19 protein-coding genes are annotated in these 22,227 nt (G+C 72.8%); 11 read left to right on the forward strand and 8 right to left on the reverse strand.

The window, feature by feature from the left end; translation table 11 throughout:
- Positions 1-43 precede the first annotated feature (43 nt).
- The 4 genes from FAF44_RS27020 to FAF44_RS27035 all read right to left on the reverse strand — a co-directional run bounded on the left by FAF44_RS27020 (position 44) and on the right by FAF44_RS27035 (position 5,454).
- On the reverse strand, positions 44-520 hold the full coding sequence (locus FAF44_RS27020; protein ID WP_237106074.1) for a (2Fe-2S)-binding protein: 477 nt from the start codon (positions 518-520) through the stop codon (positions 44-46).
- Between the two features lie 14 nt (positions 521-534).
- Positions 535-2,850 carry a molybdopterin cofactor-binding domain-containing protein gene (locus FAF44_RS27025; protein ID WP_237106075.1) on the reverse strand — a complete coding sequence of 772 codons (2,316 nt, stop codon included), beginning with the start codon at positions 2,848-2,850 and terminating at the stop codon, positions 535-537.
- The gene (locus FAF44_RS27030) at positions 2,847-4,070 is read right to left on the reverse strand and encodes an oxygenase MpaB family protein (RefSeq protein WP_237106076.1); all 1,224 of its coding nucleotides are present in this window, start codon (positions 4,068-4,070) and stop codon (positions 2,847-2,849) included. Before FAF44_RS27030 ends, FAF44_RS27025 begins: the two co-directional genes overlap by 4 nt.
- A gap of 169 nt (positions 4,071-4,239) precedes the next feature.
- On the reverse strand, positions 4,240-5,454 hold the full coding sequence (locus FAF44_RS27035) for an oxygenase MpaB family protein (RefSeq protein ID WP_237106077.1): 1,215 nt from the start codon (positions 5,452-5,454) through the stop codon (positions 4,240-4,242).
- 182 nt (positions 5,455-5,636) lie between these two features.
- Between FAF44_RS27035 and FAF44_RS27040 the strand changes: the two genes are divergently transcribed.
- From FAF44_RS27040 to FAF44_RS27050, 3 genes are read left to right on the forward strand one after another with little or no spacing between them, the layout of a single operon-like run.
- Positions 5,637-6,284 (forward strand): TetR/AcrR family transcriptional regulator, encoded by a 648-nt coding sequence (locus FAF44_RS27040; RefSeq protein ID WP_237106078.1) that lies wholly within the window; start codon positions 5,637-5,639, stop codon positions 6,282-6,284.
- Complete coding sequence (locus FAF44_RS27045; RefSeq protein ID WP_237106079.1) at positions 6,281-6,898, forward strand: hypothetical protein; 618 nt, start codon at positions 6,281-6,283, stop codon at positions 6,896-6,898. The genes FAF44_RS27040 and FAF44_RS27045 overlap by 4 nt, the downstream gene beginning before the upstream one ends.
- A gap of 48 nt (positions 6,899-6,946) precedes the next feature.
- Complete coding sequence (locus FAF44_RS27050) at positions 6,947-8,662, forward strand: phosphatidylglycerol lysyltransferase domain-containing protein (protein ID WP_237106080.1); 1,716 nt, start codon at positions 6,947-6,949, stop codon at positions 8,660-8,662.
- Positions 8,663-8,689: 27 nt separating this feature from the next.
- On the opposite strand, the gene FAF44_RS27055 is transcribed toward FAF44_RS27050, so the two are convergent.
- From FAF44_RS27055 to FAF44_RS27065, 3 genes are all read right to left on the reverse strand, one after another.
- Positions 8,690-9,586 (reverse strand): cation diffusion facilitator family transporter, encoded by an 897-nt coding sequence (locus FAF44_RS27055; RefSeq protein ID WP_237106081.1) that lies wholly within the window; start codon positions 9,584-9,586, stop codon positions 8,690-8,692.
- On the reverse strand, positions 9,586-9,966 hold the full coding sequence (locus tag FAF44_RS27060) for a helix-turn-helix transcriptional regulator (protein ID WP_272895076.1): 381 nt from the start codon (positions 9,964-9,966) through the stop codon (positions 9,586-9,588). The genes FAF44_RS27055 and FAF44_RS27060 overlap by 1 nt, the downstream gene beginning before the upstream one ends.
- Before the next feature lie 75 nt (positions 9,967-10,041).
- A complete protein-coding gene (locus FAF44_RS27065; protein ID WP_237106082.1) occupies positions 10,042-11,325 on the reverse strand; it encodes an aminotransferase class V-fold PLP-dependent enzyme in 1,284 nt (427 codons plus the stop codon).
- A 253-nt stretch (positions 11,326-11,578) separates the two neighbouring features.
- Between FAF44_RS27065 and FAF44_RS27070 the strand changes: the two genes are divergently transcribed.
- The 3 genes from FAF44_RS27070 (at position 11,579) to FAF44_RS27080 (ending at position 14,473) form a co-directional block, all read left to right on the forward strand.
- The gene (locus tag FAF44_RS27070) at positions 11,579-12,010 is read left to right on the forward strand and encodes a hypothetical protein (protein ID WP_237106083.1); all 432 of its coding nucleotides are present in this window, start codon (positions 11,579-11,581) and stop codon (positions 12,008-12,010) included.
- A gap of 97 nt (positions 12,011-12,107) precedes the next feature.
- A complete protein-coding gene (locus FAF44_RS27075) occupies positions 12,108-13,199 on the forward strand; it encodes a PLP-dependent cysteine synthase family protein (RefSeq protein ID WP_272895077.1) in 1,092 nt (363 codons plus the stop codon).
- The gene (locus FAF44_RS27080; RefSeq protein WP_237106084.1) at positions 13,196-14,473 is read left to right on the forward strand and encodes an MFS transporter; all 1,278 of its coding nucleotides are present in this window, start codon (positions 13,196-13,198) and stop codon (positions 14,471-14,473) included. The genes FAF44_RS27075 and FAF44_RS27080 overlap by 4 nt, the downstream gene beginning before the upstream one ends.
- Before the next feature lie 13 nt (positions 14,474-14,486).
- Here the strand turns inward: FAF44_RS27080 and FAF44_RS27085 are convergent, their stop codons facing one another.
- The gene (locus tag FAF44_RS27085; protein WP_237106085.1) at positions 14,487-15,419 is read right to left on the reverse strand and encodes a BtrH N-terminal domain-containing protein; all 933 of its coding nucleotides are present in this window, start codon (positions 15,417-15,419) and stop codon (positions 14,487-14,489) included.
- Between the two features lie 101 nt (positions 15,420-15,520).
- On the opposite strand from FAF44_RS27085, the gene FAF44_RS27090 reads away from it, so the two are divergent.
- The 5 genes from FAF44_RS27090 to FAF44_RS27110 all read left to right on the forward strand — a co-directional run bounded on the left by FAF44_RS27090 (position 15,521) and on the right by FAF44_RS27110 (position 22,223).
- Positions 15,521-16,183, forward strand: a complete 663-nt coding sequence (locus FAF44_RS27090) for an HAD family hydrolase (RefSeq protein ID WP_237106086.1) — start codon at positions 15,521-15,523, stop codon at positions 16,181-16,183.
- 56 nt (positions 16,184-16,239) lie between these two features.
- The gene (locus tag FAF44_RS27095) at positions 16,240-16,917 is read left to right on the forward strand and encodes a TetR/AcrR family transcriptional regulator (protein WP_237106087.1); all 678 of its coding nucleotides are present in this window, start codon (positions 16,240-16,242) and stop codon (positions 16,915-16,917) included.
- Between the two features lie 29 nt (positions 16,918-16,946).
- Positions 16,947-17,444 carry a potassium channel family protein gene (locus FAF44_RS27100; RefSeq protein ID WP_237106088.1) on the forward strand — a complete coding sequence of 166 codons (498 nt, stop codon included), beginning with the start codon at positions 16,947-16,949 and terminating at the stop codon, positions 17,442-17,444.
- Positions 17,445-17,549: 105 nt separating this feature from the next.
- The gene (locus FAF44_RS27105) at positions 17,550-20,093 is read left to right on the forward strand and encodes a cation-translocating P-type ATPase (protein WP_237106089.1); all 2,544 of its coding nucleotides are present in this window, start codon (positions 17,550-17,552) and stop codon (positions 20,091-20,093) included.
- 108 nt (positions 20,094-20,201) lie between these two features.
- Complete coding sequence (locus FAF44_RS27110) at positions 20,202-22,223, forward strand: universal stress protein (RefSeq protein WP_237106090.1); 2,022 nt, start codon at positions 20,202-20,204, stop codon at positions 22,221-22,223.
- The last annotated feature ends 4 nt before the right edge of the window (positions 22,224-22,227 follow it).

The raw sequence follows: 22,227 nt of genomic DNA on the forward strand, positions 1-22,227 counted from the left end.
GGTCAGCGCGCTCCGCTCCCTTCCGCGTGCGATCTCGCCGTTCTCACATGTCCGCGGCACCCGCCCTGACGGCCTCCCGGATGCGGAAGTAGGTGCCGCAGCGGCAGATGTTGCGCAGGCCGTCGAGGTCGTCGTCGGTGATCGCCCGGCCCTCGGCGGCGGCGCGGCGGACCAGCGCCACGGCGGCCATGATCTGCCCGGGCTGGCAGTAGCCGCACTGGGCGACGTCGTGTTCGAGCCAGGCCCGCTGCATGGGGTGCAGCTCCTGCCCCGACGTGGCGGCCAGCCCCTCGATCGTGGTGACCTCGTCGGACGCCTGGAGCGCCTCGACGGGGATCGCGCAGGGGTTGACCGCCTTGCCGTTGAGGTGGCTGGTGCACGCCTTGCAGACGTTGATGCCGCAGCCGTACTTCGGCCCGGTGATGCCCAGGATGTCGCGCAGTACCCACAACAGGCGCACGTCGCCGGGAACGTCCACGGTGACCTGCTCACCGTTGACGCGGAAGGTGTACTCGGGCAACTCGGCTCCTCATCTCATCGGGCGTGGTCGAGGCCGTCGGCCGGGGACGGCGGGACGGGCGGGACGGTCGGCTTGGGAGTGAAGGAGAGGGTGCCGTGGTTGATCGGGAAGCTGGTCGGCATCGTCCCGGTCGCCCGGCCGTAGGCGCAGGCGACGGCGGCCATCGACGCCGCCACGCCGAGTTCCCCCGCTCCCCCGGGCTCGTCGGAGGTGCTGGGCAGGACGATGATCCGGAGCTCGGGCGGGGTGTTCCACTGCCGGGTGTAGAAGTAGTTGTCCCAGCTCGCCTCCAGGAAGTACCCGTCGCGAAGGTGCAGGCTGGAGGTCAGGGCGAGCGCGATGCCGTCCATGATGCCGCCCATCATCTGCGCCTCCAGGCCGCGCGGGTTGACGGCGAGGCCGACGTCCACGGCGAAGACGGCCTTGGTGACGCGCGGCCCGGCGACGCCGTCGCGGATCGGCCGGTTGACGGTCTCGGGCCGGCAGTCGATCTCCACCAGCGCGGCGCTGACCGACTTGTACTCGGAGTGGAAGGCGATGCCCTGGGCGGTGCCCGCCGGCATCGACCGGCCCCAGCCGCCCGCCTCGGCCACCGCCGCCAGCGCCGCGCGCGAGCGGGCGTCGCGCAGGAAGTCGTGCCGGAACCGGTACGGGTCCTTGCCCATCCGGGCGGCGAGCTGGTCGGTGATGAGTTCGCGGGCGCAGGCGACGTCGGGTGAGTAGACGTTGCGCATGCTGCCGGTGTTGAAGTCCTTGTCGGTCTCGCTGAGCAGGTGGCTGCTGGCGCCGAACTCGTACGGCATCGACTGGCTGAGGTGGAAGAACGTCTGGGAGAAGCCGATGTCCCCGACGGGGAGCCGGGCGGCCAGGGCGGTGATGATCTCGCCGAGCCCGTGGCCGAGGTCGGTGGCGACGCTGGTGTGGCGCTGCTTGTAGCTCAGCACGGTGCCGCCCAGGTAGGCGGCCCGCACCCGTGAGGTGGCCATCGGATGGGTGCGGCCCTGGCGGGAGTCGTCGGCGCGGTGCCACATGAGCTTGACCGGCTTGCCGATCTTCTGCGACACCTCGGCGGCCTCCAGCGCGGCGTCGAAGAACAGCTTGCGCCCGAAGGAGCCGCCGCCCTCGGTGACGTGCACCGTGACCTTGCCGGGCGGCAGCCCGAGCCGGACGGCGACGGCCTGCTGGGCGACGATCGGCGACTTCAGCGCCGACCAGATCTCGGCGCGGTCGGGCCGCACGTCGGCGATCGCGCAGTTCGGCTCCAGCGCGCTGTTGCTGCGGAAGTAGAAGGTGAACGCGCCCTCGACGACCGGGGTCGGCGGCCTGAGCCCGAGGGGCAGTTCGGCGGCGCGCAGCTCACCGAGCACGCTCTCGTCGGACTTGCCGGCCGCCGTGCCGGGTTTCCAGGTCACCCGCAGCGCGCGGACGGCGTCGATGCACTGGCCGAAGGTCGCGGCCCGCACCGCCACGCCGGTGGAGACGACCACGGCGTCGGTGACGCCCGGCATGGCGCGGACCTCGGCCAGGTTGGCGACCGAGCCGACCTTGCCGTTGATCGTCGGCGGACGGCACAACATCGTCGGCTGGGCGCCGGGGACGTCGAGGTCCATCGTGAACTTCTTGCGCCCGGTCACCGCGTCGAGCGCGTCGATGCGGTTGTGCGGCCGGCCGATGACGGTGAAGCTCTGGCGCGGCGCGAGCTCCACCGACACCTGCCGGGTGCGGGCGACGGCGGCCTTGTCCGCGAGCGCGCCGATGCCGACGGAGCCGCCGGACCGGTCGCTGATCACGCCGTCCTTCAGCGTCAGGCCGGCGACGGGCGAGCCGAGTTCGGCGGCGGCGGTCTCCAGCAGCCGCTGACGGGCGATGGCGGCGGCCACCCGGATGGGGGTGTAGGTGGCGATGGTGGTGTTCGACCCGCCGGTGAGCTGGTTGAAGATCAGCTCAGGACGGGCGTCGGCCAGCGTGATCCGCACCCGATCCAGCGGCACGGCCAGCTCCTCCGCGATCAGCATGGCCGTCGAGGTGGTGATGCCCTGCCCGACCTCGGCCCGCGGCAGCGCGAACGACACCGTGCCGTCCGGCCGGACCTCGACCGAGATGAGGCCCGAGGTCGGCAGCGCCGCCGCGGTCATCAGGTCGTTGAGGTCGATCAGCTCCGTCAGGTCCTGCGCCGGCAGTCGCGCGGGCGGTTCGGCGGCGGACGGCGACGCCGCCGGGCCCGCGGGAACGAGCCCGGCGGCGGTCACCAGGGTGGGGGCGGCCAGCACGTACCCGAAGAAGCGCCGCCGCCCGATGCCCTCGTCCAGCTCGTCGTGGGGTGCGGTCATGTGCCGGGGCGGTTGATCGTCGGAATCTCGATCTTGGTCTGCTGGCCCTTGGTGAGGAAGAACAGGATGTACTTGCGTACGGCCTCGTCGAGGATCCAGGCGGTCTCGGGCACCAGCGGCAGCGGGATGAGCCCCTCGCGGAACTTGACCAGCTTCGGCCAGAGCGAGCTGATCAACGGGTCCCAGATCGGCTCGCGCCTGATGCCGTCCCAGTCGGCCACCTGGTTGCCGACCAGGTAGCGGGCCAGCGCGTTGCACAGGGGCCGGCTGATGCTCAGCGGGCTGGTCTGCTCGGCGAGCTGGCCCAGCAGGATGTCGGTCAGCTCCACGCCCTCGGTCGTCGGGCCCATGTTGCGGGGCAGGACCTGGTCCGACTGCGCGTTGGCGGCGGCCCAGGTGGCGGGGATGTACTCGTCCTTGATGCCGAGCAGGTGCGCGGTCACCTGCCACACGTGCAGGTACGCCTCCGACTCCGCCGGCTTGATCGGCACCTTCCACTCGAGCATCTTGCGCATGGCGTAGGTCGGCAGGGTGTGCCAGGTGACGAGCATGTCCTCCTGGCTGATCGGGATCTCGCCGCCCCAGTGGGGGGACTGCTGCAGCAGGTGCCGCACCGCGGCGTGCACCAGCCGGGTCTTGACGCACTCGACGACGCAGGTGCCGTCGGGGCGGTAGGCGTCCAGGGCGCCGACCGAGAAGCCGAAGATGCTCGTCTTGGCGACGCGGTCCTCCATGTCCGCCCCGCCCTTGGAGTAGTAGACGGCGCGGGCCTCGTTGGGGATGGCGGTGGCCAGCATGCCGCCGCCCACCCCGTTGCACAGGTTGAGGTAGATCCCTCTGGCCTTGTTGAACTCGGCCGCGGTCGCCAGTTTGCCCTGGTCGGCCCAGGACGGGACCTGCCGGGCGTGCTCCATGAAGTCGCGCAGGTCGGCGGGCAGCCCGTCCGGTAAGGGCTGGTCGTTGCGGGTCCAGTTCCACAGCAGCCGGTTGACCTCGGGGATGGCTCCGCGATCGAGCAGCGAGGCGAGGAGCGGGTCGGCCTCCTCGTCCCACACCCAGCGCGGATCGGCGCCCGCGCCGGCGCCGGCGACCGAGCCGCTCGGCTGCCAGGTCCACTCCAGCAGCGAACCCGCGTGCGCCGGGGCGGCCATCCCCAGCGCTCCCAGCGCCCCCAGGGCGCCGCCCGAGATCAGCATCTTGCGCCTGCTCAGCTCCGTCATGGCCGGAACTCCTTTCTGAATGGTCGATACGCCGGCGGATGCGGGCGCCTCGATGCGCCGGCGGATGCGCCGATATCGTCGGGAATGGTGGGCGGGTGTTCGCCCGCCGCGCCCTGGCCCGTGCGTCCGGGCCAGGGCCGGAGGGTTTCTCCCGGAGTTCCGGAACCGCTCAGGACGGGCGGTTGCTCTGCGGGATCTCGATGCTGATCGGCCCCGCCTCCGACAGGAAGAGCAGCGCCGCCTTGCGCAGGAACTCGTCGAACAGCCAGTACGCCTCCGGCGCCAGCGGGAAGGGCAGCAGCCCCTCGCGCACGGCGACGAACGGCTTCCAGGAGAGCCGGAGCAGCGGGTCCCAGACCGGCTCCCTGGGGATCTTCAGCCAGCCGGCGATCTCGTCACCGAGCATGAAGCGGGTGAACGAGCCGAGGATCGGCTTGCTGAGGATGCCGGCGTCGACGGTGGAGCCGAGGTTGAGCAGGATGTCGGCCAGCTTGATGCCCTCGGTCGTCGGGGCCAGCACCGGGTTCAGGACCTGCTCGGCCTGGCTGTTGGCCTCGGCCCAGGACGCCGGGATGTACTCGTCCTTGATGCCGAGCAGGTGCGCGCCGACCTGCCAGGAGTGCAGGAACGCCACCGACTCGGCGCTGGGGATGGGCACCTTCCAGGCGACCATCTTCTGCATGACGGTCGTGGGCAGGCTGTGCCAGGTGACCATCATGTCCCGCTGGCTGATCGGGATCTCCTCGTCGGCGACGTCCGACCAGTGCGGGGACTGCGGCAGCAGGTGCCGGACCGCCGCGTGCACCAGCCGGGTCTTGACGCAGGTCACGATCATCCCGCCGCCGGGCTGGTAGGCGTCGAGCGAGCCGATGTCGTAGCCGAGCTTGGCGGTCTTGGAGATGCGGTCCTTCATGTCCGCGCCGCCCTGGGAGTAGTAGACGGCGCGCGCTTCCTTGGGGATGACCGTGCTCATCATCCCGCTGGCCAGGCCGTACAGGACGCCGAGGTAGAGCCCGCGCTTCTTGTTGAACTCGACGGCGAGGGCCAGCTTGGACTGGTCGGCCCAGGCGGGGAGCTGGCGGGCGCGCTCCATGAAGTCGCGCAGGTCGGCCGGCAGGCCGGCGGGTAACGGCTGGCCGTTCTTGGTCCAGGTGCGCAGCAGTTCGTTGACCCTGGGGACGTCGCCCCGGTCGAGCAGCGAGGCCACCAGCGGGTCGGCCTCCTCGTCCCACACCCATCGGGGGTCGAGGCCGGCCCCGGCGCCCGCCACCGAGCCCGCCGGCGACCACGTCCATGCGTGGGCGGGGGTCGCGATGCTCAGCGCACCGAGCGCGCCCAGCGCCCCACCCGCCTTCAACATGTTGCGTCTGCTGAGTTCGCCCATACCTTCGCTCCTCCTCCTAGTCGAGGCCGAGAACAGGCGTTGATACGATGAAACGCTGAACGCTTCCGCGTATCATGACAGCACAAGGTGTCGGCCATCACAAGACACGAAATCGGCCGTTAGCCGATTCAGGCACAATGGAGTCACCGGGGGTGATCGTGGAATCTGCATGGTCCGGGCTCATGACGCCGTCCGACTCGGAGTCGTTGCTGGAGCGCGCGTACCTCGACGCCGTCGAACAGGTCGACGACGCCGACGAGTCGCGCGCCCGCATCCTCGACGCGGCGTACGAGCAGTTCTGCCGGATGGGCATCCGGCGCTCGACCATGGAGGACGTGGCCCGGCGGGCGAAGGTCTCGCGGATCACCGTCTACCGGCGCTTCGCCACCAAGGACGTCCTGGTCGAGCACGTGGTGCGCCGGGAGTTCCGCCGCTACTTCGATCAGTTCCTCATCGACATCGAGCAGGCCGGCACCGCCGCCGACCGGGTGGTGCTTGGCTTCGTCAGCTCGCTGCGCGCGATCCGGTCCAACCCGCTGATCGGCGGCCTGATCGCGGCCGAACCCGACCTGCTCGTGCCCTCCATGTTCAGCGACGGCGGCCGGACGCTCGCCACCGTCCGGCAGTTCGTCGCCGGGCAGCTCCGCCGCGAGCAGCGTGCCGGCCACGTGCCCGGCGACCTGGACGCCGACCTCGTGGCGGAGATGATGGTCCGCGTCTCGGCCTCCTTCCTGGCGATCCCGAGCCAGGTGGTCGATCTCGACGACGACGAGCGGCTGGCCGAGGTGGCGCGGCGCTTCCTCGTACCCATGCTGCGAACCCCCAGGTGACGGCGCCCGACCGGCCGGGTGTCACCGGCCACGAGCAGAGGTTTCCCGCGCGGCACCAGTGGGAGCTGCTGGTCGAGCACGGAGAAGGGTCTGAGCTGGGCTTTCACGCCCTGTGGGTGGAGGACGAGGACGAGGAGGAGCTGGCGCGGCTACTCGGGGCCGATCCGGGCTCGCGGGTGGAGTGCGACCTGAAGGCGCTGGCCGGAATGGACGACGACCCGAACGCGCTGGGCGTCTGGATGGGCCCGCACGCGCCCGGCTGGACGCACGCCTTCGTCTTCGGCATGTGGTCGTTCCATCCCGCGATCCAGAATCTGGGAAAGCGGCGGGTGTTCGAGATCCAGTTCACCGGAGAAGCGGGCGAAGGGCTGGAGCCGCTGTATCTCAACTACGACGGCGAACAACTCGGCGATGTCACGCCGCCTTTCGAGGCGGGCGGGGAGATGATGTTGCCCGACTACCGTCCCTATACGGTCGGGCTGGAACTCGGCGGGAAGAGCACGCACGAGAACGTGCACCTGTTCTTCAGCGTGATGGGCCGCGTCACGGGGCGTTTCGCCGACCGCGAATGGTGGACGGCGCCCCGCGCCTTCTACCGCATCCCGGCGGGCTGAGCGGGGGGTGCGTGATGCGCGCGCGCCGTTGCAGGGTACCCCCGGGATATGGCACGTTCTGCGGTGCCCACGGTGGCGGCCTACCTGGCTGGGGCCGTCGGGGCACTGAACATCCTGCGCGCGGTGCATCCCGCGTTCCGGCGGACACATCTCGCCGAGACGCTGGGGGTGCTGCCGGGCGTGGCGGGCTCGCTCGCGGGCGCCACCTCGCTGGTGGCCGGGATCGTCCTGGTCATGCTCGCGCACGCGCTGCGGCGGCGCAAGCGGCGGGCCTGGCGGATGGTCGTCGTGCTGCTGTCGGTCAGCGCCGTGGTCGAGCTGCTGCGCTGGGGGCACGTGCTCAGCGGCGTCGTCACGATCGCGGTCGTGGTGATGCTGCTGTCGGCGCGCGAGGAGTTCTACGCGCTGTCCGACCCGCGCACCCGCTGGCGCGCGTTGTGGGTGCTGCTCGGCCTGGGGGTGACCGACGTCGTCGTGGGGTGGGCGCTGGTCACCTCCCACTCCCGGGCCGCGATCGGCACGCCCGACGCCGGCGACCGGTTGCAGGAGGTGCTGCTCGGCCTGGTCGGGGTGGACGGGCCGATCCTGTTCGCCGACCCCCGTACGGCGGATCTCGTCTACTTCTCGCTGCTCGGCCTCGGCGCGCTCACCGCCGTGACGACGATCTACCTGGCGCTGCGCCCCGAGCGGCCGGCCGCCAGGATGAACGGCGAGCAGGAACGCGAGGTGCGCAGGCTGCTCACCGAGCACGGCGCGCGTGACTCGCTCGGGTACTTCGCCTCGCGGCGCGACAAGAGCGTGATCTTCTCCCCGTCGGGCAAGGCCGCCGTCTCCTACCGGGTCACCGCCGGCGTGATGCTGGCCAGCGGCGACCCGATCGGCGACGTGGAGGCGTGGCCGGGCGCGATCGCGCTGTTCATGGACGAGGCGCGCCGGCACGCCTGGGTGCCCGCGGTGATCGGCTGCAGCCGGACCGGCGGCACGGTCTGGTGCCGGCAGGCGGGCCTGTCGGCGTGGGAGATCGGCGACGAGGCGATCGTCGACGTGGCGGGCTTCGGCCTGGAGGGGCACCGCATGCGCAACGTCCGGCAGATGGTGCACCGCGTCGAACGCGCGGGTTACGCCTGCGAGGTGCGCCGGGTCGCCGAGCTCGGCCCGGACGAGCGGCAGGCGATCCGGCACGCCGTCGCCGCCTGGCGCGGCCCCGGGAGCGAGCGGGGGTTCTCGATGGCCCTGGGCCGCCTGGCCGATCCGGCCGACCCCGGCTGCGTGGTGGTGACCGCGCGCCAGGCGGGCGACCCGGGCACGGTGCCGGCGCCGTGGGGTGACCTGAAGGCGGTCCTGCAGTTCGTCCCGTGGGGTTCGCGCGACCTGTCGCTGGACGTGATGTGCCGCGACCCCGCCGCGGACCCGGGGCTCAACGAGCTGATGATCGTCGAGCTGCTGCGGGCCGCCCCCGGTCTCGGCGTCACCCGGGTCTCGCTGAACTTCGCGTTGTTCCGTGAGGCGCTGGCGGGCGGCGAGCGGCTGGGCGCGGGGCCGGTGCTGCGGGCCTGGCGGGCGTTGCTGATCTTCCTGTCACGCTGGTTCCAGATCGAGACGCTCTACCGGTTCAACGCGAAGTTCCGGCCCGGCTGGGAGCCGCGTTTTGTCATCTTCCCGACCACGCGGGAGCTGCCCCGGATCGGTTTCGCGGCCTTGCAGGCCGAGGGCTTCATCCCCTCCGCGCTGCTGCGCGGGCGCTTCGCCAAGCGGGTCGGCTGAGGGCCGGGCGGTCCGTCGCCGCCGGGCTCACCAGCCCAGCTCGTCGCAGCCCCGGTGGTCGGCGGGCTCGACCTGGAGGGTGGCGTGTGCCACGCCGTGCCGGCGCAGCAGGTCGCGGGCCTGGTCCAGGACGGCGTGGTGGTCCTGCTGGTCGGTGGTGACGAGGTGGGCGGTGGCCACGTTCATGCCGGAGGTGAGGGTCCACAGGTGCAGGTCGTGCACGTCGCGCACGCCCTCGACGGCGGCCAGGTCGGCGGCGACCGCGGCGGCGTCGACGCCCTCGGGGACGTGCTGGCCGAGCACCGCGAACACCTGGCGGCCCAGCGAGATCGCCCGCACGGCGACGAAGACGCCGATGGCCAGGGCGACGACGGTGTCCCAGAACGCCTGCCCGGTGGCGGCGACCAGCCAGCCGGCCGCGATCACCCCGACGGAGCCGGCGGTGTCGGCGACGACCTCCAGGTAGGCGCCCTTGACGTTGAGGCTCTCCCCCGCGCCCGCGCGCAGCAGGAGCAGCGCGATCACGTTGACGATCAGGCCGAGCGCGCCGACGACCAGCATCGGCCCGGTGGAGACCTCGGCGGCGACGCCGATGCGGCCGATCGACTCGGCGACGACGTAGCAGGCGACGCCGAGCATGAGCACCACGGCCAGCAGCGAGGCGAACACCTCGGCGCGGTAGGAGCCGTAGCTGCGCCGGCCGGTGGTGTCGGGGCGGGTGGCGATCCTGGTGGCGATCAGCGCCGCGCCGAGGGTGACGACGTCGGCGGCCATGTGCCCGGCGTCCGACAGCAGCGCGAGCGAGCCCGACAGCAGGCCGAAGATCAGCTCGACCACGAAGAAGGAGCCGATCAGCGCGAAGGAGACGGCCAGCCGCCAGCGGTGCCGGCCGGCCGCGTGCCCGTGCCCGTGGCCCGCGCCCATCAGGACCCGCCCTCGCGTTCGGGGTGCACGGCCTCGGTGTGCTCGGTGTGGGCGAGCGCGAGGTCGAGCAGCATCCGCACGTGCGGGTCCTCCAGCCGGTAGTACGCCATCCGGCCCGAGCGGCGGGCGGCCACGATGCGGTGGGCGCGCAGCAGCCGCAGGGCGTGGGAGACGGCCGACTCGCTCTGCCCGGTCACGGCGGCCAGGTCGCACACGCACAGCTCGCCGTCGAGCAGCGCGACCAGCAGGCGCAGCCGGTTGGGGTCGGACAGCAGGCCGAAGACGTCTGCGGTGTCCGTCAGGTCGCCGGCGGACGGCATGCGCTCGGCGACGGCGGTGACCCGGTCGGCGTCCACCACCCGGACGGTACAGCCGTCCAACGTCAACACCTTGTCATCTGAAGAACTCTTCATATGTCCACGGTAGCGGGTCGTGGGCCCGGCCTGTCAAGCGCGTCACCGCCGGACGATCTCCCGCAGGGCGGCCACCAGCCGGTCGACGTCGGCGGCGGAGGTGAACAGGGCCGGGGTGACGCGGACGGCGTCGCCGCCGGTCATGCCCGAGCGGGCGACGGTGAAGATCCGGTGGCGGGACATCAGCTCGTCGGCGAGGGCGACGTTGGCCGCCTCGGTCGTCCGGCCGCGCACGCGGAAGGCGGTGAGGGCGCCGTACATGCCCGGCTCGTCCGGGGTGAGGACGTCGAAGCCGCCGAGGTCCCGCAGCCCGTGCACCCAGCGATCGCGCAGGAACCGCAGGCGCGCCTGCTTGGCCCCCGCCCCCAGCGTGTCGTGGAAGTCGAGGGCGGCGTCCACGGTGAGGAAGGGGGCGACGTTCATGGTGCCGGAGTGCACGCGGGAGCGGATGTCGGAGGCCGGGTAGGTCTCGTCGGCGTACAGGAGATCGATGTCGGCCAGGCGGGACTCGCGGATGTACAGGAACCCGGCCCCCAGCGGCACGCCCATCCACTTGTGCAGGGAGAACGCGGCGAAGTCGGCGTCGAGGCCGGCGAGGGTGAAGTCGAGCTGGCCCCAGGAGTGCGCGGCGTCCACGATCACGTCCACGCCGCGCCGCCGGGCCATGGCCACGATCTCGCGCACGGGGGTGACCAGGCCGGTGCGGTTGTTGAGGTGGCTGAGCAGGAGCAGCCGCACCCTGGGGTGCTCGCGCAGGGCGCGCTCGTAGGTGTCGAGGACGGCCTGGCGGGTGGCGGGTTCGGGGATGACGACGCGGGCGACGTGCGCGCCGTGCCGGGAGCCGAGCCAGTTCATGGCGTACTGGGCGCTGTGGTAGTCGAGGTCGGCGTACATGATCGCGTCTCCGGGGCGCAGGCGGCGGTAGCCGGAGATCAGGTTCTGCAGGGCCTCGGTGCCGCCCCGGGTGAGCGCGATCTCGTTCCTGGAGACGCCGAGCAGCGCCGCGATGCGGTCGCGGACCTGGTCGGCGCGCGGCTTGTACGAGGTGCGCAGCAGGTGGGAGCTCTGCTCGTTGAGGTGGTCCACGTTGCGGCGGTAGGCCAGGCGCACGGGCTCGGGCATGATCCCGTAGTAACCGTTCTCCAGGTTCACGAAGTCACCGCTGACCCGGAACTGCGCCGCGACCGTGGCCCAGAAGCGCTCGTCGCGGGCCAGGTCCCCGGCGCTGACGCCGCCGGGGACGCTCAGCGCCGCGGCGGCGGCGGGCCGGGCGGCGGCCCCGGCCGCCAGCGCCCCGGCGATGACCGAGCGTCTGGACACCTTCATGCGCACTCCCCCAAGTCGCCGGAATCGGCAGGCGCGGATTTCACCAGTGTGCCGGAAAGCGACGCCGGACGTGCTTTTCTCCGGCAGCGGCGCGCGGCGATAATCGGCATGCGGCGAAATAGCGGCATACGCCGTGCTCGGCTGCGCCACGGCACGAGAAACCCCCTTCGAACCGCGCCGCAGGTCCATTTTTTACCGGAACCTTTGCCGTTACCGGGCGCGGCCCGCGAGCTGCCGGGCATCATCACCGGTGATGTCCGCGACACGAACGACCCGATCCCGCCGCCCGGCCGAGTCCGGCGCCGGCCGGTGGCTGGCCCATGTCGTGTTCGTGATCGCTCTGGTCGTCGGCGCGGTGTTCGCCCATGGGGGCGCGTGCGCGGCCGTGGAGCTGACCGAGTCCGCCGGCCACGCCTCCGGGGTACGCGCGGCAGCCCCGCACGGGGGCCCGCACGGGGACCTGCACAGTGCCTTCTGCCTGCACCGGAACCTGCCGCCACGGCATCATCACGGCACCGAGCAGGACTGTTCGGCGGTCGCCCCCGCCGGCGCGCCCGCTCCCCTGGCCGTCCAGGCGGCCACGCTCTCGTACCCGGCCCCGGTCCGCGCCGGGCTGCCGCCGGTCGCGGACGGCCGCCGTCCGTCCGGGTCTCCTCCGGACCTGCTCCGCGTGATGCGCATATAGGCCGACGGCCGTCGCCCGCCGTCCATCGCCTGAATTCGATTCGCCGCCGCCGTCCCGGCCGGCCGTGAATCGCGTACTCATTCGGAGATTCATCACCATGTCAGCACAAGCTGCTTTCGCGCGCCCGGACGAGGCGCCGCCCGCCGGATATTCTGCGCTCTCCCTCACCGTCGGCAATACGCCGCTGGTCCACATTTCAACGCCTTCTGCGTCCGGGAACGCCGGATTCTGGGCGAAACTCGAAGGATTCAATCCCGGCGGCATCAAGGACCGGCCGGCCCTGCACATGGTGCGCCGGGCCAGGGCCAGGGGCGAGCTGCGTCCCGGGGCCACCATCGTCGAATCGACCAGCGGGACCCTCGGGCTCGGCCTGGCCCTGGCCGGCATCGTCTTCGGCCATCCGGTCGTGCTGGTGGGCGATCCCGGCATGGAGCCGCTGATGTGCCGGCTGCTCGCCTCCTACGGCGTGCGCCTGGAGACCGTGCGCGACCCGCATCCGATCGGCGGCTGGCAGCAGGCCCGACGGGACCGCGTCCGGAACCTGCTGGCCGAACTGCCCGGCTCCTACTGCCCCGACCAGTACCACAATCCGGACAACGCCGACGCATACGCCGGGCTCGCGCACGAACTGCTGGGCCGGCTGCCGCACATCGACACGCTGGTGTGCTCCGTCGGCACCGGCGGGCACAGCGCGGGCATCCACGCCGTGCTGCGCCGGCACTTCCCCGCCCTGCGGCTGGTGGGCGTCGACACGGTGGGCTCGGCCATCTTCGGCCAGCCCGCGCGGGCCCGGCTGATGCGCGGCCTCGGCTCCAGCATCCACCCGCGCAACGTCGCCTACGACGCCTTCGGCGAGGTGCACTGGGTCAGCCCCGCCGAGGCGGTCTGGGCCTGCCGGACGCTGGCCGAGCGGCACTACGTCTCGGGCGGCTGGAGCACCGGCGCGGTCGCGCTGGTGGCCCGCTGGCTGGCCCGCCGGGCGCCCGGCGAGACCGTCGTCGCGATCTTCCCCGACGGGCCGTGGCGGTACTGGGACAGCATCTTCGACGACGGCTACTGCCGCGCCCACGGCCTGCTCGGCACCGTGCCGGCGGACGAGCCCGACGAACTGGCCGCGCCGGACGAGCGGGAGGTCCGCCGCTGGACCCGCTGCGCCACCGTGACGGACCCGCTGGCGGGCACCCGATGAGGGGCACGCTGCGCGAGTTCCGCTCCTTCGACCGGCCCGTCCGGCTCCTGCAGATCAACCAGGCGGGCATCAACCTCGGCTTCTACATGCTCATGCCCTACCTCGCCCAGCACCTCTCGGCGGGCGCGGGCCTGGCGGGCTGGGCGATCGGGCTGGTGCTGGGCCTGCGGAACCTGAGCCAGCAGGGCATGTTCCTGATCGGCGGGACGCTGGCCGACCGGCTCGGCCACAAGCCGATGATCATGGCGGGGTGCGTGCTGCGGTCGGCCGGGTTCGCCCTGTTCGGGGTGAGCACGTCGCTGCCGCTGCTGGTCGTGGCCGCCGCCGTGACGGGCTTGGCCGGGGCGCTGTTCAACCCGGCCGCCCGCGCCTACCTGGCGGTCGCGGCGGGCGAGCGGAAGGTGGCGGCGTTCGCCGTCTTCAACGTCTTCTACCAGGGCGGCATCCTGCTCGGGCCGATCGTCGGCCTCGTCCTGCTCGGCACCGGGTTCGCCGCCGTGTGCCTGTCGGCCGCGGCCGTCTTCGGGGTGCTGGCGGTGCTGCAGGGATTGTGCCTGCCATCCCGGCCGGCGAGCGCGGCGAGCCCGGCGAGCGCGGCGAGCGCGGCGAGCCCGGCCGGTGCGGCACGGCCGGTGTCGCGGGACTGGCGGCAGGCGTTCGGGGATCGGGCGTTCGTCTCCTTCGCCGCGGCGATGATCGCCTCGTACGCGCTGTCGTACCAGATGTATCTGACCCTGCCGCTGGAGGTGCAGCGGCTCGGCGGCGGCCAGACGGGGGTGATGGCGCTGTACGTGATCTCGGGCCTGCTCGGCGTCGCCGGGCAGGTGCGGCTGGCCGCCTGGTGCGCGCGGCGGTGGAGCCGGGGCCAGGCGATCGGCCGCGGGCTGGCGCTGACGGGGCTCGCGTTCGTGCCGCTGGCCGTGGTGACCTGGCTGCGGCTGCCGGCCTGGTGGGCGGTGCCGGCCGTGCTGCTGTGCACCGTGCTGCTCACCACCGGGACGCTGGCCGCCTTCCCGTTCGAGATGGCCACCATCGCCGACATGGCGGGCGACCGGCTGATCGGCACCTACTACGGCCTCTACAACCTGCTGTCCGGGGCCGGCATCCTGCTCGGCAACCTGCTGACGGGAGCCCTGGCCGATGTCGGCCGCGCCTGCGGCTGGACCGCGCTGCCGTGGCTGGCGCTGGCCGCCGCGGGGCTGCTGTCCGCGGGCGCGGTCGTGCGCCTGGACCGGCGCGGGCGGCTGTCGCCGGTCACGGCGGTCGCCACCTGACCGATCCGACGGGTCAGATCCGGCTCAGCGCCCGCATGGCCGCCTCCTCGATGCGCGCGAGATCCCGCAGGAGAGCGGCGGCCCGGCCGAGATGGTCCGGGTCACCGCTCTCCCCGGCCTTCGCGATCAGGGCGGCCACCTCCGGCCACCGGGCGGCGGCCTCGGTGTAGAGCCGGTGGCCGGTGCGCAGGTCGCCGCCGTCGATCAGTTCGGCGCACTCGCCGAGGAAGTCGCGGTAGAGGGCGCGGAACAGCGCTCCGCCGGTGCCGGCCCGCTCCAGCCAGGCCGGCACCCGCTCGGCCGCCGTGGCGATGCCGCGGTGGCCGAGGTTCGCGATCGGCGCGGCGAGGAAGGTCTCGGCGCAGGCCCTGATGGCGGGGGCGAGCCGGTCCTGCCAGCGGAGCGGGCTGCGTGGCAGGGCGATGGTGAACGACCGGTTCCTGGCGGTCATCGGGCCGCGTTCGGCCCGCGCCCTGGCCAGGCTGTCCCTGCTGGTACGCACCGCGCCGCCCTGCTGACCGGTGTCCACCAGGTGGACGTCGTGCTCGTCGTAGCCGTACATGGCGACGACGTGCCCGCCGAAGTGCGTCCGCGACCGGAAGTACTCCAGGTGGTAGCAGTCGAGCTGCAGGCCGACCGGGCGGCCGGCGTCGATGGGGGCGGTCACGTTCTGCCACGCCTTGCGCGCCGAGACGGTCTCCGCCACCGTCAGGGTCAGCCCCAGCCGGGCGGCCAGGTTCCTGGTGAGCTCGAAGGGCTTGACGCGGCCCCCGAGGAAGGGGAACGGCATGCCCTTGCCGTCCCAGTAGACGAAGCCCAGGCCCGAGCCCAGCCCGAACAGCATGGGCTCGGACAGGTCGAGCCCCTCGTGCCGCAGCAGCACCCCCAGCGCGGTCGTCTCGCAGTGGTGCGTGCCGCGCGGCTCGACGTCCTGCACGATGGTCATACGTCGTTCTCCTCGGTGACTGGGCGATCAGCGGGTACTCGGCCAGGACCAGCCTGGAGTCTCCCACGGGGGGAGAGTCCAGCCGCGGCTAGGGTGGGCGGATGATTCGCGCTGTGGTGATCGATGTGGACGACACGCTCTGCCTGACCGAGGCGGTCTGTTTCGAGCTGGAGAACGAGGTCCTGGCCCGGCTCGGGCGCGGGCCGATGTCGCGGGCGGCGCACCGGTCCACATGGGGGCTGCCGTTGCTGGAGGCGATGCCGCGGCGTTCGCCGGGGGTCGATCTCGGGGCGTTCGCGGCGGCGTACGCGGAGGTGCTCGGCGCGTACGTGGCCGACGGCCGGCTGGACGCGATCACGCCGGAGAACCTCCGGACGCTCGACGCGCTGGCCGCCGCCGGGCGCGACGTCATGTTGCTGACCTCGCGGACCGAGGCGGAGGTGGCGCACCTGCTGGACCCCGGCCATGTGCTGGCGGGCCGGCTGGACGGCGTCTACCACGCCGGCAACGTGCGCTTCGGCAAGCCGGACGGCCGCGCCTTCGACGAGTTGCTGGCCGCGACGGGGCTGACGCCCGCCCAGTGTGTGTACGTGGGCGACTCCCCCGGTGACGCGCAGGCCGCCAACGGGGCGGGGCTGGGGTTCGTCGCCTGCATGCAGAGCGGGGTCCGGCAGCGCGCGGACTTCGCCGGGCATCGCGTGGACGCGTTCATCGACGCGTTCCCCGACGTGGTCGGGGCCGTCGCCCGCCTGGAGGCCGGCTGACCCGCTCGCTACACTGGAGCCGCAATCCAATGTGAGCGCATCGAGAAGGTGACCGGGTGGCGGGCAGACGCGTTCGAGGGCCGGGGGCGCACCACGAGGAGCGGCGCGACGAGATCGCCGACGCCGTGCTCGCCATCGTCGCCGAACGCGGCCTGGCCGCGGTGTCGCTGGCCACCGTGGCCGAGCGCGCCGGCATCTCCCCCGGCCGCGTGCAGCACTACTTCCCCGCCAAGCGCGGGCTCATCGAGGCCGCCTTCGAGCGCGGCAACGCGCTGTCCGCCGCCCGCATCCGGCGCACGGCGGGCGCGGACCTCGACACCGCCGAACCGCGCCTGGTGCTCACCACCGTGCTCACCGAACTGATCCCGTACGACGCCACCACCGAGGCCCACATGCGCGTGCGCCAGTCCTTCCACGCCCTGGGCTTCGCCGAGGACGCCATCGCGGCCCGCCTCCGCACCCTGTACGCCGCCTTCCACCGCCAGTTGGCCGACCTCGTCCGCAGGGACCAGCGGGCCGGCCGCATCCGGGCCGGGGCGGACCCGCACGGCACGGCCCTGGCCCTCGTCGCCCTGGCCGAGGGGCTGGCCGCCTACGTCCTCATCGGCGTCGTCGGCGCCGATGTCGCCCGCGACCGGCTCCTCGCCGAGATCGCCGCGCTCTACGACGGGGTAGCACCCCCTAAAAGGACAGACCGGCTCTCTTGGCCGAGTGCATACCCGCGCCCGCGTTGAGCGGCGGGCCGCCGAGGAAGGCTGATCGCATGTGTCCTTCCCGGGCCGCCCTGCCGGCATGGTCGCGGACCGCGCTCGCCGCGGTCCTGATCATCGGCGTGTACTTCCTGGCGCCGCTGCCGGTGACGGAGGCCGAGCCCGGCCCTCCCGGGCTGCGCGCGGGCGGCTGCCTGGCCGGGCTGGCCGTGGTGACCTGGCTGCTCGCGAGCCAGGTCAGGCGGGCGCTGCGGCCGGACCGGCGGCTCGCGCAGCAGGTGGCCGCGCTGCTGACCATCGTCAACATCGTGGTGGTCTTCTTCGCGGCGGCCTACTTCTCGATGGCCGGCCAGTTCACCGGGATCCGCACCCGGCTGGACGCGCTGTACTTCTCGGTGACGACGCTGGGCACGCTCGGCTTCGGCGACGTCGTCCCGGTCGGGCAGGCGGCGAAGGTGACGGTCATCGTGCAGGTGGTCTTCGACCTGATCATCGTGACGACGGCGCTCACGATCGTGGCCGGCGCGCTGCGTCCGCGCGACCGGCCGTGAACGTGCCCGTGAGGGAGCACGGGGTTCGTACGCGGGGAAAACAGGTATGCGAGACGTGACGGCGTATCGGCCGGTCGGGGGATCAGGGACGGGGGGAAGAGCGTGGTGAGTCCCGCGTGCTCCGGGCTGTCGTCCGCGCAGGCGGCGGCCCGCCTGGAGCGGGACGGGCCCAACCTCCTGCCCGGCAAGCCGCCCGTCCCGCTGTGGCGGCGGGTGGCCGCGCAGTTGCGCGATCCGCTGATCGTCGTCCTGCTCGTGGCGGCGGCGCTGACGGTCGCCACGGGCGACTGGACCGACACCGCCGTGATCGTGCTGGTGATCGTCGTCAACACCTCCGTCGGGGTGGCGCAGGAGGTCCGGGCCGACCGGGCCATCACGGCGTTGTCCCGGCTCACGGCGCCGCTCGCACGGGTGGTCCGCGACGGCTCGCAGACCGAGACGCCGGCGGCCGAGATCGTCGTGGGCGACCTGCTGGTGCTGGCGGAGGGCGACGTCGTCGTGGCCGACGCCAGGGTGGTGGAGTCGGCGGCGCTGCTCGTGGACGAGTCGTCCCTCACCGGGGAGTCGGTGCCGGTGGACAAGGCCGGCGACGATCCGGTCTCCGCGGGCACCGTCGTCGTGCGCGGGCGCGGCCGGGCGGTCGTCACCGCCGTCGGGGCGGCGAGCGCGACCGGCCAGATCGCGTCCATGCTGGCCGAGGGGGCCGGGCTGACGCCGTTGCAGCGGCGGCTGGCGGACGTCGGCCGGCTGCTGGCCGGGGTCGCCGTGGCGCTGTCGGCGCTGGTGCTGGCGCTGGGGCTGGTCCGCGGGCAGCCCGTCGAGCTGATGGTGGTGACCGCGATCAGCCTGGTGGTCGCCGCCGTGCCCGAGTCGCTGCCCGCGGTCGTGACGCTGAGCCTGGCCCTGGGGGCGCGCCGGATGGCCGCACGCCAGGCGCTGGTCCGCAGGCTGCCCGCCGTCGAGACGCTCGGCGCGGTGACCGTGCTCGCCACGGACAAGACCGGCACCCTCACCGAGGGCAGGATGGTCGCCCGGCGCGTCTGGACCCCCGAGGGCGAGGCCACCGTCACCGGCTCCGGCTACGCGCCCGACGGCGAGATCGTCCGCGACGGCTCCCTCGGCGAGGCGCGCCTGGCCGGCCTGCTGACGGCGGCCGTGCTGTGCAACGACGCCCGCCTGTCGCCGCCCCAGGAGCCCGGCCCGGAGTGGACGGCGCTGGGCGATCCCACCGAGGCGGCCCTGCTCGCCGCCGCCGCCAAGCTCGGCCTGGACCGCGAGCAACTCCAGGAACGGTTCCCGAGGGTGGCCGAACATCCCTTCGACAGCGTGCGCAAGCGGATGAGCACCGTGCACCGCCTGCCCGGCGGGCGGGCCAGGGTGATCTGCAAGGGCGCGCCCGACGTGCTGCTGCGCGCGCCCGTCCTGGCCGACGACCCGGCGCTGGTCGCCCGCGCGGCCGAGCGGGCCGAACAGCTCGCCGGGGACGGGTACCGGGTCCTGGCCGTGGCGGGCCTCGATCTGGACACCGTTCCCGAGGCGGTGCCGGAGAGCGGGTTGTCCCTGCTCGGGCTGGTGGCGATCCTCGACCCGCCACGGCCGGCCGCCTCCGCCGCGATCGCCGACTGCGTACGGGCCGGCATCAGGCCGCTGCTCATCACCGGCGACCATCCGGGGACCGCGCGGGCCGTCGCCACCGACCTGGGCATCATCTCCCCTGGAGACCCGGTCGCGGACCTGCGGCGTCCCGGGCCCCGGCCGGCCGGGGCGAGCGTGTACGCGCGGGCCACGCCCGGCCAGAAGCTGGAGATCATCGAGGAGCTGCGCGCCCGCGGCGAGACCCTCGCGATGACCGGCGACGGCGTCAACGACGGCCCGGCGCTGCGCCGCGCCGACATCGGCGTGGCCATGGGCGGGCGCGGCACCGAGGTCGCCCGGCAGGCGTCCGACCTCGTCCTCGCCGACGACAACCTGGACACCGTCGTCGCGGCCGTCGAGGAGGGCCGCCGGGTGTACGCCAACATCCGCCGGTTCCTGGTCTACGGCCTGTCCGGCGGGGCCGCCGAGATCGCGGTGATGCTGCTGGGGCCGTTCGCCGGCCTCGCGCTCCCGCTGCTGCCGGCCCAGATCCTGTGGATCAACCTGCTCACGCACGGGCTGCCGGGCGTGGCGCTGGGCGGCGAGCCGTCCGTCCCCGGGGCCATGGACGCCCCGCCCCGGCCGCCGAACGAGAGCATCCTCGGCGCGGGGTTGTGGCAGCGGCTGGTCCGCATCGCGGTCGTGCTGACGGCCGTCACCCTCGGCGTCGCCGTCTGGGCCCACCAGACCGGACGCCCGTGGCAGAGCATGGCCTTCTTCGCCCTCGGAGCCGCCCAGCTCGGGGTGGCGCTCGGGTCGCGCACCCGGCCGGGCACGTCGGCCAACCCGATGTTGCTGGTGGCCGTCGCCGGAGCGTTCGTGCTGCAACTGGCCGGGCTGTACCTGCCGCCGCTGCGGGACCTGCTCGGCACCGAGCCGCTGTCGCCGGGCGACCTGCTGATCGTGGTCGCGCTGTCGGTGCTCGGCTACGCCGCCGTCCGTCTCGACCGGGTGCTGCACCCGTCCCGGCGGGACGCGGGTTCGCCGGTCCGTCCTCGTGACGGCTCGCGCTGAACCGGCGCGGCCACGACACAGCATTGCGCGCCTTTCCCGTGGCTTTGCCCTCTTCGGGGCAGAGATCCGCCCAGGAGGACTCTCGACGGGGCAGCGAAAGGCTCGATCATGAACGACCTCATCGTGGTGGGAACCGACGGGTCGCCGGGCGCCGACACGGCTCTCGCGTGGGCGGGCGACGACGCGGCGCGCAAGGGGCTGCGGCTCGAACTCGTCCACGTGATCGAGCGCGGCTCGTACGACATGCCCCGCTCCCCGGTCCCCGGCCTGCTGGAGAACCTGGGCGAGGTGGCCGAGGCGATGCTGGAGGAGAAGGCCGAGACGGTCCGCACCCGCCACCCGGAGGTCGAGGTGACCACCGAGGTCAAGGCCGGGTCCGCGGTGGCGGAACTGCGCGCGCAGGCCGAGTCGGCGGCCGAGCTGGTGGTGGGCTCGCGCGGCCGGGGCGGGTTCGTCAGCGCGCTGCTCGGCTCGGTGAGCCTGGGGGTGGCGGGCCATGCCCACGGCACGGTCGTCGTGGTACGCCCGTCCACGCCCGATGGCGGCCAGGTCGTGGTGGGCCTGGACGAGAAGGGCACCTCCGAACCGGCCCTGGCGCACGCCTTCGCCGAGGCGTCCCTGCGCCGGGTGCCGCTGCGCGTCGTCCACGCGTACACGATCCCGCTGCACGCGTTCTCGCTCGACTTCGAGCAGTTGCAGCGCACCCAGTACGAGTACATGCGCGGCCGGCTCACCGTGTGGCAGGCCGACTACCCCGAGGTCGAGGTGGTCGAGGACATCACCTCCGTGCACCCGGTCTCGGCGCTCACCGAGGCGTCCAAGAACGCGGACCTGCTCGTGGTCGGCAACCGGGGGCACGGCGGCATGACGTCGGCGATGCTCGGCTCCGTCACCCACGGCGTGCTGCACCACGCGCACTGCCCGGTCGCCGTGGTCCGCGACGACGGGTGTTCTGCACGGCGTCCTCGTTGCACGAGTAGGTCTTGTAGAGCGTGGCCTTGTACGGCGTCTTGTTCTGCGCGATGTTCGCGTTCACGTCGAGGTCGTAGCAGCGTTCGGTCGGGTCGTCGATCTCGGTCCAGGCCGTGGCGTCGCCGCTGCGGTAGTAGAAGACGCTCGCGTCGGCGTGCGCCGAGAGTGTCGTCGTCAGGCCGGTGGCGAGCACGATCGCCGCCAGCGCGGAAAGAGAATGCTTGCTGTCCACCCCACGCACCTCCTCGCTGTTCAGGTGCCGATGCGGCCGACGCTAGCACGCGGCGCGGCCTCGGCATTTCCATGGCGGCGGCATGGAACGTTTACCCGGCGGGTTTCTCCGAGGCCGCGCGGAATGGCGAAGTCGACGGTGGTTTACCGACGATTTCCTTGCCATCGGCGGAGATACGCCCAGGTCAGGCCCGGATAGGAACCACGAGGTGTCCGCGACGCGGCCGCCCGCCGGGGATCGGAGGAAAGATGGCCGGCACGATTACCGAGCTCGACGTCGAATTCGGAATGCCTTTCATCGAACGCGCCCTGGAGAACTCCGGCGACGCCGGGCTGCTGCGCGCCGAACTCGAACGCCTCGGCCTGCGGGCGATGCCGCACCGCGCGCGGGCGGTGAACATCTACAGCGAGCGCGACCAGGCGGGCTTCGCCGTGGGGATCCTGCCGTTCGTCACCGACGACCTGACGCAGCACGGCGGCCTCAGCGTCTCGCAGGGCGGGTTCGCCGTGGCCGTGCGGGTGGTCATGGAGGCGCGCACGGACATCCGGGCCTTCGCCACGATGTTCGTCGTGGACGGCCAGGTGGTGTCGGCGCAGTACGACGCGTCGGAGCTGCTGGAGCTGGGGGCCGAGGCGCTGGCCGGCCAGGCGCCCGACGTCGGCACCGACCTGCCCCTCGCGGACGTGTCGGTGCGCCAGGTGCTGTCGATCTCGGACTTCGCGCACGCCGCGTTCCTGCACGACGAGTCGTCCATGAACATCTACGACCCCGAGGAGATGGCGGCGCTGCGCGGGCAGGGCGGCCTGGCCGCCGAGATCGCCGGCTTCGCCCGCCTCCAGGCCACCGCCTCGCACAGCGGCGGCGGCAGTTGCAGTTGCAGCACCTCCTGCCACGGGTGCAGCAGCACCAGCACGAGCGCGATCTGAGCGC

Origin of the sequence: Nonomuraea sp. MG754425, assembly GCF_021699195.1 — a bacterium.
Lineage (GTDB): Bacteria > Actinomycetota > Actinomycetes > Streptosporangiales > Streptosporangiaceae > Nonomuraea.